General features: G+C 39.5%; 13 protein-coding genes and 3 pseudogenes. 6 read left to right on the forward strand and 10 right to left on the reverse strand.

What is annotated here, in order from left to right; all coding sequences use genetic code 11:
• Positions 1-4 precede the first annotated feature (4 nt).
• The 6 genes and pseudogenes from JCM21531_RS02385 to JCM21531_RS02410 form a co-directional block, all read right to left on the reverse strand.
• Positions 5-628 (reverse strand): hypothetical protein, encoded by a 624-nt coding sequence (locus JCM21531_RS02385; RefSeq protein WP_038287101.1) that lies wholly within the window; start codon positions 626-628, stop codon positions 5-7.
• Positions 629-724: 96 nt separating this feature from the next.
• Positions 725-1,210, reverse strand: coding sequence for a 2-amino-4-hydroxy-6-hydroxymethyldihydropteridine diphosphokinase (folK, locus tag JCM21531_RS02390; protein WP_038287103.1), 486 nt, complete (start codon positions 1,208-1,210; stop codon positions 725-727).
• A complete protein-coding gene (folB, locus tag JCM21531_RS02395) occupies positions 1,200-1,568 on the reverse strand; it encodes a dihydroneopterin aldolase (RefSeq protein ID WP_038287105.1) in 369 nt (122 codons plus the stop codon). Before folB ends, folK begins: the two co-directional genes overlap by 11 nt.
• Positions 1,569-1,604: 36 nt before the next feature.
• Positions 1,605-2,785, reverse strand: a pseudogene (gene folP / locus JCM21531_RS02400) (dihydropteroate synthase).
• Between the two features lie 39 nt (positions 2,786-2,824).
• Positions 2,825-3,310, reverse strand: coding sequence for a metallophosphoesterase family protein (locus tag JCM21531_RS02405; protein WP_038287128.1), 486 nt, complete (start codon positions 3,308-3,310; stop codon positions 2,825-2,827).
• Positions 3,311-3,320: 10 nt separating this feature from the next.
• The gene (locus JCM21531_RS02410) at positions 3,321-4,427 is read right to left on the reverse strand and encodes an iron-containing alcohol dehydrogenase family protein (RefSeq protein WP_038287108.1); all 1,107 of its coding nucleotides are present in this window, start codon (positions 4,425-4,427) and stop codon (positions 3,321-3,323) included.
• A gap of 443 nt (positions 4,428-4,870) precedes the next feature.
• On the opposite strand from JCM21531_RS02410, the gene JCM21531_RS02415 reads away from it, so the two are divergent.
• From JCM21531_RS02415 to JCM21531_RS02425, 3 genes are all read left to right on the forward strand, one after another.
• A complete protein-coding gene (locus JCM21531_RS02415; protein WP_243467102.1) occupies positions 4,871-6,262 on the forward strand; it encodes a Ppx/GppA phosphatase family protein in 1,392 nt (463 codons plus the stop codon).
• Between the two features lie 34 nt (positions 6,263-6,296).
• Positions 6,297-6,767, forward strand: a complete 471-nt coding sequence (locus tag JCM21531_RS02420) for a CYTH domain-containing protein (RefSeq protein ID WP_038287110.1) — start codon at positions 6,297-6,299, stop codon at positions 6,765-6,767.
• A gap of 187 nt (positions 6,768-6,954) precedes the next feature.
• A complete protein-coding gene (locus tag JCM21531_RS02425) occupies positions 6,955-8,604 on the forward strand; it encodes a SulP family inorganic anion transporter (protein ID WP_038287112.1) in 1,650 nt (549 codons plus the stop codon).
• Positions 8,605-8,626: 22 nt separating this feature from the next.
• Here the strand turns inward: JCM21531_RS02425 and JCM21531_RS02430 are convergent, their stop codons facing one another.
• The 4 genes and pseudogenes from JCM21531_RS02430 to JCM21531_RS02445 form a co-directional block, all read right to left on the reverse strand.
• A complete protein-coding gene (locus JCM21531_RS02430) occupies positions 8,627-9,874 on the reverse strand; it encodes a hypothetical protein (RefSeq protein WP_243467103.1) in 1,248 nt (415 codons plus the stop codon).
• Positions 9,875-10,068: 194 nt separating this feature from the next.
• Positions 10,069-11,065 (reverse strand): annotated as a pseudogene (locus JCM21531_RS02435) (ABC transporter substrate-binding protein).
• A 22-nt stretch (positions 11,066-11,087) separates the two neighbouring features.
• Positions 11,088-11,900 carry an ABC transporter permease gene (locus JCM21531_RS02440; RefSeq protein WP_038287114.1) on the reverse strand — a complete coding sequence of 271 codons (813 nt, stop codon included), beginning with the start codon at positions 11,898-11,900 and terminating at the stop codon, positions 11,088-11,090.
• Positions 11,893-12,659 (reverse strand): annotated as a pseudogene (locus tag JCM21531_RS02445) (ABC transporter ATP-binding protein). Before JCM21531_RS02445 ends, JCM21531_RS02440 begins: the two are co-directional and overlap by 8 nt.
• Before the next feature lie 442 nt (positions 12,660-13,101).
• On the opposite strand from JCM21531_RS02445, the gene JCM21531_RS02450 reads away from it, so the two are divergent.
• The 3 genes from JCM21531_RS02450 to JCM21531_RS02455 all read left to right on the forward strand — a co-directional run bounded on the left by JCM21531_RS02450 (position 13,102) and on the right by JCM21531_RS02455 (position 14,782).
• Positions 13,102-13,614, forward strand: coding sequence for a ferritin (locus JCM21531_RS02450; RefSeq protein ID WP_038287116.1), 513 nt, complete (start codon positions 13,102-13,104; stop codon positions 13,612-13,614).
• A 205-nt stretch (positions 13,615-13,819) separates the two neighbouring features.
• Complete coding sequence (locus JCM21531_RS24745; RefSeq protein ID WP_439644270.1) at positions 13,820-13,924, forward strand: AAA family ATPase; 105 nt, start codon at positions 13,820-13,822, stop codon at positions 13,922-13,924.
• Positions 13,925-13,936: 12 nt separating this feature from the next.
• Positions 13,937-14,782: an AAA family ATPase gene (locus JCM21531_RS02455; RefSeq protein ID WP_243467104.1), complete on the forward strand. Its 846-nt coding sequence runs from the start codon at positions 13,937-13,939 to the stop codon at positions 14,780-14,782.
• The last annotated feature ends 175 nt before the right edge of the window (positions 14,783-14,957 follow it).

The following is a 14,957-nucleotide window of genomic DNA, read 5'->3' on the forward strand; positions in this document are numbered from 1 at the left end:
CTCACTAAAAGCAAATATCAGGCTTTTTTGCTATAAAAGTCTTTCCCGCCTTTTTATCCAGAAAAACAACTGCCTTGTTTCCTTCATCCTCTATCCTCTCAAGCTCGCCTTGTTTTTCCAGATTGCAATAAAAATAATACAACATTACATCGTTAATATTCGGATAATCTTCTTTTAAGTTTTCAATAACATTATTTATATATAGTTCCTCAGAATTATCAAATAAAACAGGGGAATCCAACCTTTTATTCAAAAGGCTTATGTGTTCACCTATAACAGTGCTTGTAACAAGGCACTCCGGAAGTCTGTACAATCCAAAGGTGTAATTTGCAATCGGCATAATCGAGTCAAAATAAAGCTCCATCACCTCTGAATGATTAAGACCAATCTCATACAAATATCTGTCAGCCACAAAGCAATACTCCGAAGGCAGCTCAAGCTTAACGCATCTTAAGCTTTCAGACTTGTATTTCTCAATATCGTCTTTAGGATTCAGAAGTGCTGATATGCATTTCATTTTGGTATTTTCAATAATTATTTCTTTGTCGAAATACTCTGACAACTTCAAACCGCACTCTACAGCATTTTCAACTTCCTCTTTGGGGATGTAGTAGTATACTTCTACCATAGAGACACCTCCAGAAACCTTACTTTGCAGCATATTAAACTTATCCAATTATACTAATTATATTATTTTAACAATTTCCATGCAAATCACAAATTGTTATTTTTTATACAATTTTACTCCGTCCTTGTCATCACATTTATTTAGCGCCTCCAGGATATTTATGCCCAGAAGTTCTTCTCCTTCAAAAATATCCGTAAGCGGCTTTAAAACAAAGGCCCGTTCAAACATTCGCGGATGGGGAATTGCCAAATGGGGCATATTAATCCTCAAATCACCATAAGTAAGAATGTCTATATCAATGGTCCTCGGTCCCCACCGTATCAGCCGTTCCCTCTTAAGAAGCTTCTCTATTCCCAAAAGCTCCTTAAGAAGTTCTTCTGCCCCGATAGAAGTACTTATTTGTGCAGCCATGTTTAAAAACCGCCCCTGCTCAGTATAGCCCACAGGTTCAGTCTCGTAGATATTGGAAATATTCTCAAGGCATACATCGGAAATATTAAAAATATTGCTAAGGGCATCAAGCAGATGTCTTTCCCTGTCTTCTATATTTGAGCCCAAAGATAAAAACACCCTATAATTCATTGGAAAACCTCTCTATTTCCACTCCTACCCATTTAAACTCCCCTTCTATAGGAGCATCAGGCTTTCGAACCCGGACAATAATCCGTTCTATTTGCCTAAATGTCGACAAAATTTCCCGGGAAATGATATGAGCAAACCTCTCAATTAGTCGAAATTTATTATTTTCATTTATATACTCTATAATATCATATATTTTAGAATAATCTACCGTTTCTTGAAGCTCGTCCGTTTCTCCGGCTTTTCTCAAATCCAAAAAAGCTTCAACATCAATATAAAAGTTTTGTCCCTTTTCCCTCTCCTCGGGGAAAACCCCGTGGTAGCCGTAAAATTTCATGTCCTTAAATACTATTTTATCCATAGCAATTCTATCTCCAATTTTCCTTCTTTCGCAAAATCAAACCCTTACCATCGCATCGGTCATCCTTGACACCCGCACCATTTCTTTTACATCGTGGACTCTCACAATATCCGCTCCGTTGGCAATACCAAGGGTAATGGTTGCGGCAGTCCCTCAAGTCTTTCATTTACGGGCAAATCCAAAACATTTCCTATAAGGGACTTTCTTGACGTTCCAAGAAGAACCGGAAGATTTAGAGTATTTAGCTCCCTCATTCTTCTCATTACCTCAAGATTGTGCTCCAAAGTCTTTCCAAAACCTATTCCGGGGTCAATGACCATGTTCTCTCTGGTAATTCCCGCCTTCTCGGCTATTTCAATACTCTTTCGCAAGAATTTTATAATGTCACCCATAAGGTCCCTGTATTCCTTGGTGTCACTGTTGTGCATCATAATTACCCCGGCACCGTACTTTGATACAATCTCTGCCATAGCCGGGTCTTTCTGAAGACCCCAAACATCATTTACGATACAGGCCCCTGCACAAAGAGCCTTTTCTGCAACTTGTGCCTTGCTGGTGTCAACCGATACCGGCACATTCAGCTCCTTTGACAGCCTTTCAATTACCGGTACCACCCGGTTTATTTCTTCTATGGCTTCAACCTGCTGATATCCGGGTCTTGTTGACTCTCCCCCAACATCTATTATATCGGCACCGGCTTCCACCATTTCCCTGGCTCTTTTTATTGCACTGTCAATCTCAAGATATTTTCCTCCGTCGGAGAAAGAATCCGGTGTAACATTGAGTATGCCCATAACATATGTTTTTTCACCTATGGGCAATCTATACTTGCCGCATTCAAAATATTCCGGCTTTCCCTTCTCCAATCCTCCCAGAAGCCTTTGAATTTCATCGGCTGTTTCCTTGAGACTTCCGCCATGCATTTGAAGCTTGTACACAAGTCTGTTAAACTGGCTGTATGTACCCATCAGAAGAACATCGGAGCTTTCCGCACTGAAATTTGCCACGCCTCTGTTTACTGCAGCGTCACCGCCCTTGCCCAACATTTCCTGCTTTATTATGTTCGCATCAAAAGAGCTTACATCTTCAATCTTTACAGCAACAGACAATGCTTTAGGCGAAAGCCATGTTATGGCCGATGCGTCCACACCTATTTTTCGTATTTCTTCTCTTGCCTCATGCATATCATTTATATAGACAATTCTTGCATTTATCATATAAACCTCTCATCCTTTTCAATTAGAAATGTCCGGGAACTAGAAATATCTGATTTGTGCCGAAATCCCCGAATCATCCACCTTTAAAATTGCGTATGAATACTGTTTCTGCGTCCTTTTATCAGTAGGTGAGCCGGGATTTACATATAATACGCCGTCTATTTTTTCGTTATAGGGTATGTGACTGTGTCCGAATATCACACAATCCACCTTGTCCCTCGCAAACATGGCCATTGCCCTTTTTAATGCGCTGCCTCCGCCATTTCCATGGGTTATCCCGATCTTAAATTTACCCACGTCTATTATCTTTTTAATCCCGAGTTTGTCGTGAATATAATAATCGTCGTTGTTTCCCGCCACAGCCTCAACCGGTGCTATCTCTTCCAGCTCATATATTACATAGTCCTTTAAAATATCCCCGGCATGAATTATAAGGTCCACTCCACGAAGCCCGTCCAAAAGTTCTTTCGGAAGGTCTTTTATCCTTCCTCCTATATGTGTGTCCGATATCACTCCAATTATCATAAGCCTTATATCAACCATCCTTAAAAGTATTCTTAAATATCTCTTCCATATCTTCTTTAACTACTGTCCGGGCGTTGGACAAAGTGCTGTTTTGCTTCATTGCCAGGCTTGCATAAAGCTCAATTTCCTCTTTTGTCAAAAGCGGCTTTTTAGGAATAAGCTTGTCAATTATTTCTCCAAGGGCTTCAATGGACGAAACACCGAGAAGCCCCAGCACATTATCTATTTTTCCTTTAGCCGCTTCATAATTATACTTAAGATATTCTTTTACCAGCATTCCGTTTGCTCTGCCATGGGGAATATCTTTAAAATATGTAAGAGAATATCCCATTCCGTGTATTATTGTCGTTCCGGTATGGGATATCACCATACCGCCCAGCATGGACATATATAAAAGCTTTTCCCTTATATCATAATCAAACTTGTTGATTAAAAGGTCTTCCAGGCACTCGCCGAATATCCTTATTGCTTCAACAGCCAAAATATCGCTGACCGGCGTGCTCCTTCTTCCCAAATAACCCTCCAGCGCATGGGTAAAAGCATCCAGTGCCGTATCTATCGTTATTTCATCGGACATGCTTTCGGTGTACCGGGCATCAACAAATGCAACAACGGGGAAAGTGTCCTCATTGCCAAAGCTCTTTTTCGTCTTTATGTCGTTGCGGGTAAGAATGGAATAGGGAGTAACCTCACTTCCGGTTCCTGCGGTGGTAGGAATAGCTATTATAGGAAGGGGCTTATTTTCAAATACATTTTTGTATAAGTCCACAGGCTCAATATCATTTCTCGCAAGCACCGCTATCGCCTTCGAAGCATCCAAAGGCGAGCCTCCTCCGATTCCGATAATGAAATCGGCATTAAATTTTCTTGCTGCTTCTCCTCCCTCTTTCACATTTTCAAGAGTGGGGTTATTTAAAACCCTGTCATAAATCTCATAATCAATGCCGTATTCCTCAAGCACCTCTATAACATCCCTAAGAGCTCCGCTTGCCTTCGCAGAATTCTTTCCCGTAACAAACAAAGCTCTTTTGCCAAAATCTTTAAATATTGCCTTGTTTTCTTTTACGCATTCCTTTCCGAATAAAACCTTTGTGCCTATCTTAAATTTAAAATTCATTTATTTCCTTCTCCTCTGCCGATAGTAATTAACATATCTTATGTATCTTTGCCTCGAATGCTGTATACTAGAGATATATTAACTTTTGCATATTCATTATTATAATATAAGGAATATTATTTTGAAGGCTTTACCTGCGCTTTTTACGCTGTAGGTTTATCGACTTTTTTCTACTAATTTTGCGGAAAATAAATTATATAATTTTCTTAGACAATAAAAGTTATTAATGATGCCTAATATGGTATAATTAGATGAAAAAACACCGGCAGCGTTACTGACCAGCCAGAATTAATTTTAGGAAATGTGGGATTAATCATGTCAAAAAAGATAGGAATAATTGACCTTGGCTCAAACTCTGTAAGGCTCGTTATATTTGAAATAATGCCAGTGGTGCCTTTAGGCTTATTGATGACATTAAAGATACCATAAGGTTAAGCGAGAACATGATTGACGGAAAGTTGCTCAATGATATTGCCATGCATAAGGCCGTAAAAACCGTCAAACTCTACAGAAAGTTGTGCAATTCCTACGGTATCCCCTGCAACCGCATTATTGGGGTTGCCACCGCAGCGGTAAGAAAGGCAGAAAACAGAGAGCAATTTCTAAGGCTTTTAACAAGCTCTACAGATATCAATTTCAGACTGCTTTCCGGTGAAGAAGAGGCATCTTATGCTTTCAAAGCAACGATTTATTCCCTTAACATCCATGAGGGAATTATTGTTGATATTGGCGGCGGGAGCACCGAAATAATTTCTTTTAGGAACAACAGTATAATAAATTCCATATCAATTCCCATAGGTTCAGTCGTCGCAACGGAAACCTTCCTCGGTAAAGACTCAATCGCCCCGGACTGCCTTGCCCACCTTGAGGACTATGTCGGCAAGATGCTTAAAGAGCAAAGCTGGCTTTGGCAAGAAAAAAGCAGGACTCTGATAGGCCTGGGGGGAATAATCCGAAACCTTGGCAAAATCCACAGAAAACGTATTGAATATCCGATAAATTATGCCCACAACTATGAAATGAGTATTGACGATTTTAATACCATATATGAGGAACTTGCGAGTCTCGACCTAAAATCCCGCAGAAAAGTAAAAGGCCTTTCTTCCAAACGGGCCGACATAATAGTGGGCGGGCTTGCAATTTTAAAAGCTATTATATCAATTTGCTCACCGTCCCACATTGTAACAAGCGGATTTGGTCTTAGGGAAGGTATCCTTTTTGACTATATTGCCGGCACCAACCCCAGGGTAAAATTCAAAGATGCTTTAAGCTTTAGCCTGAGAAACTTCATGGAGCTTTACGGCATAAGAAAAAATCATGCAAAGCACGTTTGCTTTCTTGCTCTTTCCATGTTCGACCAGCTCAAACCTCTCCACAACTATGGCGATGACGTACGAAAGCTTTTGGAAGTAGCCTCCCTGCTTCACGATATCGGTATCTCCATAAGCTACTACGAGCACCACCGGCACTCATTCTACATAATTTTAAACTCCAGACTTACCGGACTTAACCACAGGGAAACTTTGCTGACAGCTGCCATAGCTGCATCCCATTCTGACGATAATTTCAAGGAAGACTGGCAGAGGCGCTATGAGAAAATTCTTTTACCGGAAGATATAGAGCTATGGGAAAAGCTCTCGGTATTCTTAAAGCTTGCAGAATGTCTTGACAGAAGCGAAATGGCTGTCATAAAATCATTGGAGTGCCAAGTCCTTGGTGACACAGTCAAAATTCAAACAATAAGAGACGGGGATGCGGAACTCGAAATAAGTCTTGCAAATGAGCACAGCAATACTTTCCGCAAGGCCTTTGGCAAGTCCCTCTCAGTAACATAGAAAATTAATTCTTCTTAGTCATTGGAGGCGTTTTATGGGTAAAGAAATTGAAAGAAAGTTTATTGTAAACGGTGATGCCTACAAAAGTCTGGCAAAAGGAGTGCTGTACAGGCAGGGCTACCTTTCCTCAGATATGGGGAAATCCGTTAGAGTGCGCGTATTTAACGACAGGGGCTATCTTACGGTTAAAGGTCCGTCTATGGGTGCCACAAGATTGGAATACGAGTATGAAATTCCTGCAAATGAAGCAAACGAAATGCTGGAATATCTCTGTGAAAGACCTATAATAGAAAAGTTCAGATATAAATTTCAATTCGAAGGATTTACCTGGGAAATTGATGAATTTCTCGGAGAAAATGAAGGGTTGATAATCGCCGAAATTGAACTTCCGGATGAAAACACAGTTTTTAAAAAGCCTGATTGGGTTGGCAGGGAAGTCACCGGCGACCCTAAATATTTAAATTCAAACCTCATCAAAAATCCCTATAAAAATTTTAAAGAATGATTTATCACAAAATAATCGACGCAAATTACAGCCTTGCCTGTATAAATTCTTTTAACAGGTCAAGGCTCTAATTTTTATGCAAAAATGTGTATAAATAACCGTTTACACATAGTGATTATAATTGATAAACTAAATTTCGCTATGTATACATTATACATAAGTTTAAATCGAAACAGAGGTATTTATATTGTTTAAACCAAAACTTTTTAGTACTTTAAAAGGTTACAGCAAACAACAACTGTTAAAGGATATCACTGCCGGAATAATTGTGGGAATAATCGCCCTGCCCCTGTCAATAGCACTTGCGATTTCATCAAATGTCTCTCCGGAAAAAGGACTTTATACCGCTATAGTTGCAGGATTTCTGATATCTTTTCTTGGAGGAAGCCGGGTACAGATAGGAGGCCCTACAGGAGCCTTTGTTGTTATTGTCTACGGAATAATCTCCCGGTACGGCTATGAAGGTCTTGTTATCTCAACCCTTATGGCCGGCATATTTCTTATTCTTATGGGGCTTCTTAAGCTCGGAAATCTCATAAAATTTATACCTGCCCCGGTGATAACAGGATTTACCAGCGGTATAGCCGTTGTAATTTTTTCCGGCCAGATTAAGGACTTTCTGGGTCTTAGAATTGACAATGTTCCCTCAGAGTTCTTGCCGAAGCTTGCAAGCTACATATCCCACATAAGCACAATTAATTATCAGAGCGTGATAATAGGTGCCGTTTCCATAGTAATAATCATTTTGTGGCCAAAAATCAACCGTGTAATCCCCGGCTCGCTTATTGCAATCATAGTCACCACCATTGCATCATTAATGCTAAAGCTTGATGTTGAAACCATCGGAAGCAAGTTTGGAGAGTTTTCATCCCAACTTCCTCCGTTTTCAATACCTAATATTGATATAAACACTATTTCGCAATATATACGCCCTGCATTTACAATTGCCATCCTTGCGGGAATCGAATCCCTGCTGTCGGCAGTTGTGGCAGACGGTATGGTAGGCGATAAGCACTGTTCCAATACTGAACTTATAGCCCAGGGTACGGCAAATATTGCATCAGCCCTATTTGGCGGCATACCTGCAACAGGAGCTATTGCCAGAACTGCGGCCAATGTAAAAAATGGGGGTAATTCGCCGATAGCAGGAATGGTTCATTCTCTCACTCTCCTGGTTATAATGCTTGTGTTTATGCCCTATGCCACATTAATTCCGCTATCCACTCTCGCCGCAGTATTAATAGTCGTAGCTTACAACATGAGCGAATGGAAAGCCTTTGTCAATTTCTTTAAGGCGCCAAAGAGCGATATCACCGTTCTTCTTCTGACTTTCTTTCTCACAGTCATCTCCGACCTTGTGATTGCTATAGAAGTGGGAATGGTCATTGCGGCCTTTCTGTTCATGAAGAGAATGGCAGATGTCACCAATGTCAAATCCGTTTCGGATAAGCCGGAGTATATACCTAGAGAGGCCGATTCTCAGGCTGTTAACGGCAAAAAGATTTCCAAGGAAGTTATGGTCTACGAAATTAACGGTCCTTTCTTCTTTGGTGCTGCCGGCAAATTCGTCGAAGTGATAGAAAAAATACAGCAAAAACCTCCCAAAGTAATGGTACTTAAGATGAGAAATGTTCCCGCAATTGATGCAACAGGATACTCCTCTTTGTATGAATTATATAAAAGATGCAGAAAAAATAACACAAGACTTCTTCTTTCTAATGTGCAGCCTCAACCAATGAAAGTTCTTGAAAAGTACGGATTTATAGAAAAGCTCGGAAGGGAAAACCTGTGTCTTGATTTTTCCCATGACCTATTGAAAGCAGGACAGTCTGCATAGCAATATGTTGGCGCAGAGTTCTTCATTCCTGCGCCAACTTCATCCAATACTCTTTCAGATTTCCCACTATAGACTCAAAATGTTCCTCCGGCCGCTTGCTTTCCCATTTTTCAAAATGACTGAAGGTATGCCCTTCGGCCAAGGTGGTTGGAGAATTTCTCTTATCAAAAGGCCCGGCCACTCCTGCCATCCATCCTTTTTCTTGCCAGTATTCGCTGCTGCAGCACCTGAACCGGAAAAGATAATACTCCATGTCTTCATCGTCAAAAATATTCATCAGCTCTATCTCGTCCGGCACTCTGCCCAATTCGGTAGGATAGACAAGCCAATCCACCATATTTGACTCTGCAAAGCATTTCTGATTTCTATATTCTTCAGGATATATTTCACTTCTTCCCATCTTCACGAGGGAATTAAAAAACCAGTTTCTTACCTCACCGTTGCCGGCAATATCGATTACATCCTCTTTCGCCGGTTCGAATCCGTGTTTGAGCAGTGAAATTGCGGCAAACATCTTCAACCGCATATCTTTTACACTCATTAATCTCTTTAAAGCCATGGTTACCTTCGGATCTCTGATATAACCGGCAAGGTCAAAATAAACTCCTGCATTGCTCCGCAACTCAAGGTATTTGTCATCATCCCAGAAAGAACTACTTTTCACAGTATAGTTCATAACCTTGTCAACCATTTTCAAAATATCCTGGATTATTTGGCTCCTGTATTCGCTCAATACCTCTTCATCAACCAGATCATAATTAAAATAGTATAACAGAAGAAGATATATTTGACTTGCAATTTCATTGTTTTCGGTAAATTTCAATATTCCCGGAAACAAAATCTGAGGAAATCTGGGATTTTCCAACAGGTTTCCGAAAGGCAGATTTTTTAAGTTGAGATAGTCTTTTCTCAGCAGTTTTAAGTAAGCAATCATTGCCTGCTCATTTTTATACGTGGCTAAAAACTGCAGCACAGATATCTTTGCATTCGGATTAAGCTCATCATATATGCTTTCTACCTTGCTTATGTACTCCACATAGGGTTTGTCTGTACAAATATCTATCAATCGTGCGGATATGTCCTGCCATTCATAGGTTGCAGGCGGAAATTTGTTCTTAGCAAGCTCCAGAACCTTTAAACCCTGCTCTATGCCAAGCTGCATATTTTCCAGTTTCGTTATAGCATCTTCCCTAACCTCTTCCGATGAACTTCTAAGCTTTTCAAACAGTTCGTCAATTTCATCCCTTTTTTTAAAATTTATAAGCCCCATATCAATCTCCCTCTACTTACCTTTGATACCACTTCTGCAATCATTTTCTTAACCCATGTAATTTTATACATATAGTTTATCATGGATGTCATTAGTCGAAAATAGAAAAATAATAAAAAACTTCATATATGCCCAAAAAGCAGAGCCGCATGGTTTTCCACACAACCCCGCTTTTTTATCTACCGTAATGCATTTTACTTCTCAAAATTCTCTATAGCCTTTTTGGCGAACTCAGTTGTTACTATTTTTTCATAGGGCGCTTCTTTTTTGAGCTCTCCAGCCATACCCATTACTTTTTGAAGAAGATCGAGGGACTCCTCGTTTAGTATGGGGTCTTTACTCCATGCGTCCGTATCTTTATACCTTTTAGCCACCGTGACCAGCGTTTCTGTATCCGAATCGGGAAAAGACGGTTTTATAACCTCCGCTATCTCCTCCGGTGTGTGAGCATCAACACTTCTGACCTCTGTAAATGGCGTTGGTGAATTTCTGGATTATATCTCTGTTTTTTTCTATGTAGCTTTTGCTTGCGTAATATGCCGTATAAGGAATCTCTCCGCTTTCTTCTCCTATGGACGCAATTATATATCCTTTTCCTTCCTTCTCCACTGTAGATGCTACAGGCTCAAACAATGTGACATAGTCACCCTGTCCTCCGGTAAATGCCCCTGCCATCAATGCAAACTGAACACTTGTGTCAATAAACACATCAACCCCCGGCAAGAGGCTGTTTTTCTTCAATACATACTCAAGGGTCATTTCGGGAACTCCGCCTTTTCTGCCGCCTATTATCGTTTTTCCCTTAAGGTTTTCCCATTTGAAATCCGGTTCCGGCTTTCTGCCCACCAAAAACGAACCGTCACGTTTTGTAAGCTGTGCAAATACAACAGCGTAGTCTTCCTTTCCTTCGTTGTACACATATATGGCTGCTTCCGGTCCTGAAAAGCCTATATCTGCTTGCCCGGACAAAACCGCTGTCATTACCTTGTCGGCACCCTGGCCGTTTGTAAGGTCAATTTTAATCCCTTCTTCCTCAAAGAAACCCAGGTTCAAGGCAACATACTGGGGGGCATAAAATACCGAACGGGTAACCTCACTTAATCTTACAGTGGTATAGTCTCTTTCTCCGCATCCTGCAAAGGTCATCATTAATACAGAAGCCACAATCAGAATCAAAATAATTTTTTTCATATCAACACCTCCACACATCTATTTAATTTCTCTTTACAACAAGTTTTTCAAACCATGCTACCATCCTGTACATTAAGAATGCTGCTCCCGCAAGTATAATAACACTTGCCATCACAAGGTCCAGTTGGAACACTTGACCTCCATAAACAATCAAATAGCCCAGCCCTGCCTTTGAAACCAAAAATTCTCCCACAATAACTCCAACCCATGACAGCCCGACACTTACCTTGAGGGCATTTACCATAACCGGCAGGGAAGACGGAAGAACCACTTTTGTAAGTATCTGAATTTTAGTTGCGCCAAAAGTTTTAACAAGCTTGATTTTGTCATTGTCTACGCCAAGAAAACCATTTAAAACTTCCAGTATAGTCACCACAACGGATATTGTCATTGCTATAACCACTATTGCCATAGGTCCTGCACCTATCCAGACTATAAAAATCGGCCCCAAGGCAATCTTCGGAAGGCTGTTTAATACAACAAGGTAGGGTTCAATAACCTTTTCCAGGAACTCAGACCACCACAGAATTACTGCTATTAATATTCCAATTAGAGTACCAAAGAGAAATCCCATCACTGTCTCCACACATGTTACGATAATATGGTGAAACAGCTCTCCGTTTTTGTACAGGTCTGCGATAGTGTTTATAATTCTCGTCGGTTGGCTCGAAATAAACGGGTCTATCAGTCCGATTCGGGCAGCAAGTTCCCAGAATGCAAAAAACAATGCCAATATAGCTATCTGTGTGACTAGAATAATTTGCTTTTTTCTCTTTACCTTTTTCAAATACCTAAGATGCTCCGGGGATATGTCCGGCTTGTTCTTATCAGACATAAATATCAAGCTCCTTCCATATCTTATTGAAATACTCCCTAAATTCCGGTGCTTCTCTGGAACTTAGCGGTGTTCTATTTTCGCAGCTTAGCTTGATATCGTGGATTGACTTGATTGTCGCGGGCCTTTTTGTCAGCACAATAATCCTATCAGCATGCTTATTCCCTCGGATATATCATGGGTAACAAGTATTGCAGTCTTGTTTTCCTTTTTAATGATTTTGTATATGTCTTCCGTAACTGCCAGTCTTGTCTGATAATCCAGAGCTGAAAATGCCTCATCAAGGAGCAGGATCTGAGGCCTTGCCACAAGAGTTCTTATGAGAGCTGCCCTCTGCCTCATTCCTCCCGAAAGCTGTGAAGGGTATTTGTCTTTAAACTCATAGAGTCCGTATGTATCCAGAAGTTTCATGGCATATTCTTTTGTCTCTGTGTCCAGCGTCCCCCTTATTTCCGGTCCCAAAATCACGTTCTGATATATGGTCCTCCACTCAAAAAGATGGTCCTTTTGCAGCATATAGCCCACCTTATCGGAAGTCTCCGAAACAGGTTTGCCATCCACCAATACCTCTCCAGTGGTTGGAACCATGAGTCCTGCAATAAGCGACAATAGTGTCGATTTTCCGCAGCCGCTTGGCCCCACTATGCTTATAAACTCACCCTCCGAGACCGAAAAGTTTATATTATGAAGGGCATCAATTTCTCCATTAAGAGAATGGTATTTCATGCCCAGGTTGCATACCGACACAACATAATTCATTTCACCACCTCCAACCAATGGGCTTTATATATTATATTCTCTGGCTTTTAAATTTGAGACGGTTTTACATAAAGAAAAATGAGCCATAGAAGCATGTCTTTGGCTCATTTTATAAAGAATTCCAAACTTATCAAATTAATTGAATTTGATTGCGAATAAGGATTTAAAAATCACCGCATAAATTTATTATCGCTGACATGGTATAATATAAACAGGTGATAATTGTCGCCGGTAAAAATTAATGCCAAACCAAAAAATACAGCAAAGCGATCAAATACGGCAAAAGCATTTGACGGGTCATAAAGTATTTAGTAAAATTAATTAAAATATCACAAACAGTTTATATACTTGTTATATAATTGGATATGGGTACCTAGCCAAAGATATTTTGGGAATAGGATAGTTACAAAGTAACTTAAAGATAAAGAAAGGATGAGGCAGATTGCTTAATCAGGAAATAGTAAAATTATTAAATGAACAGCTCAACAAGGAACTTTTCTCTGCATATCTATATTTGGACATGGCAAATTATTATGCAGATCAAAATCTAAGCGGATTTGAAAATTGGTTTTTCGTACAGGCACAAGAAGAACGGGATCACGCTATGTTGTTCCGCCAGTATTTGTTGAATAACGGTGAATCAGTGATTTTGACGGAAGTTGCCGCTCCCAATGAGAAATACAATGATTATAAAGACCCCTTGGTCAAAGCTTTTAATCATGAAAAGTATGTAACCGACTCTATTAATAAGATATATGAAGCTGCAATGAAAATTAAAGATTTCCGTACAATGCAGTTTCTTGACTGGTTTGTTAGTGAGCAAGGCGAGGAAGAAAAGAATGCCGATGACAACATAAAGAAATATGACTTGTTTGCAGGTGATCCTAAAGGCTTGTATATGTTGGATAGTGAAATGAAAGCAAGGGTGTATACAGCACCGTCTTTAGTTCTTTAATTTAGATATTGTTTCCGGCGTCTTCTGCTATTAGTTGACGCCGGATTGTTTTGGTGAACAAATCTGTTAATAAGAATAAAATAAGAGCAGAGTTAATTTGAAATTAAATCGATGTACTTCGATGATTTTTATAAAGTAAAAAATTTAAAGATCCTTTGGTGGAAATAAAGTTGAAAAATTCAGAAGAATAAGGACAGTGTTGAGCATGGCATTAACAAGATTACGGCTATCAAATTTTACTGTATTCTCAAAGCTTGATATGGAGTTTTCAAAGGGTATAAATATTTTCGTAGGAGAAAACGGAACATGAAAAACTCATATTATGAAAATCTTATATGCTGCTTGTCAAGCATCGAGGAAAACTGTTTCTTTTTCACAAAAGCTAGTGAAAGTTTTTAAACCGGATGATTTGAACATTAACAGACTTGTTTCAAGAGGAAAAGGCGGGGATACGGCACAAATCGATATTGTTTCGGATAAGAGTACGATATCAGCTAAATTTACAACGAGAACCAAAAAGTGGGATGCGGACATTACCGGAGAAGAAAGATGGGAAAATGTTAATGCGGAACTTATTAGTACATTTATACCTGCTAAGGAGATTTTAGAGAATGCGTATCAGTTTGAGTCTGCATATCATAAAGAGGTTATTGATTTTGACGAGACATATTTAGATATTATAGCCAGTGCCAAAATTAATATAAACCGTGGTCCTGATACGGGAACAAAAAAGAAGTATTTGGACAAATTAAAGAATATAACTCTTGGCACAGTTACAATCAGTGAAGAAAAGTTTTATTTGAAGCCAGGAACACAAGCAAAAATAGAGTTCCATTTAGTTGCAGAAGGTTTGCGAAAGTTTGCCCTTTTATGGCAACTTATAAAAAACGGTACCCTTGAAAAGGGCACAATTTTATTCTGGGATGAACCGGAAGCAAATTTAAACCCTAAAGCAATACCCGATCTGGTTGAGATACTTCTTGAGCTTCAAAGGGAAGGTGTGCAAATATTTATTGCTACCCATGATTATGTTCTTTCGAAATATTTTGAGATAAGAGCAACTGAGGATAACTATATTAGATATTTTTCTCTATTTAAGGTTGAGGATGGCTCTGTTTCTTTTGAGCAATGCAGTAATTTCAGAGAACTAAAAGGAAGAATCCTATAATATCAGCGTATGACAAACCGTTAGACGAGGTTCTTGAAAAAAATATGGGGGATTAATATGCCGGATAAAGTTTTTGTAGAAGAAACAAGCTTTTTAAAATTGACTGTAATAAGGCAATTGAAATTATTGAACTTAATGAAGAGTATCATAAAACTAATATTTTAAGTAATGTAGA

The organism is Acetivibrio straminisolvens JCM 21531 (assembly GCF_000521465.1).
GTDB lineage: Bacteria > Bacillota > Clostridia > Acetivibrionales > Acetivibrionaceae > Hungateiclostridium > Hungateiclostridium straminisolvens.

Excerpts from the sequence above, each read along its gene's own strand:
- JCM21531_RS02385 (WP_038287101.1), bottom strand. The coding sequence starts at position 628 with ATGGTAGAAGTATACTACTACATCCCCAAAGAGGAAGTTGAAAATGCT.
- folK (WP_038287103.1), bottom strand. The coding sequence starts at position 1,210 with ATGAATTATAGGGTGTTTTTATCTTTGGGCTCAAATATAGAAGACAGG.
- folB (WP_038287105.1), bottom strand. The coding sequence starts at position 1,568 with ATGGATAAAATAGTATTTAAGGACATGAAATTTTACGGCTACCACGGG.
- JCM21531_RS02405 (WP_038287128.1), bottom strand. The coding sequence starts at position 3,310 with ATGATAATTGGAGTGATATCGGACACACATATAGGAGGAAGGATAAAA.
- JCM21531_RS02410 (WP_038287108.1), bottom strand. The coding sequence starts at position 4,427 with ATGAATTTTAAATTTAAGATAGGCACAAAGGTTTTATTCGGAAAGGAA.
- JCM21531_RS02415 (WP_243467102.1), top strand. The coding sequence starts at position 4,871 with ATGATTGACGGAAAGTTGCTCAATGATATTGCCATGCATAAGGCCGTA.
- JCM21531_RS02420 (WP_038287110.1), top strand. The coding sequence starts at position 6,297 with ATGGGTAAAGAAATTGAAAGAAAGTTTATTGTAAACGGTGATGCCTAC.
- JCM21531_RS02430 (WP_243467103.1), bottom strand. The coding sequence starts at position 9,874 with ATGGGGCTTATAAATTTTAAAAAAAGGGATGAAATTGACGAACTGTTT.
- JCM21531_RS02440 (WP_038287114.1), bottom strand. The coding sequence starts at position 11,900 with ATGTCTGATAAGAACAAGCCGGACATATCCCCGGAGCATCTTAGGTAT.
- JCM21531_RS24745 (WP_439644270.1), top strand. The coding sequence starts at position 13,820 with ATGGCATTAACAAGATTACGGCTATCAAATTTTACTGTATTCTCAAAG.
- JCM21531_RS02455 (WP_243467104.1), top strand. The coding sequence starts at position 13,937 with ATGAAAATCTTATATGCTGCTTGTCAAGCATCGAGGAAAACTGTTTCT.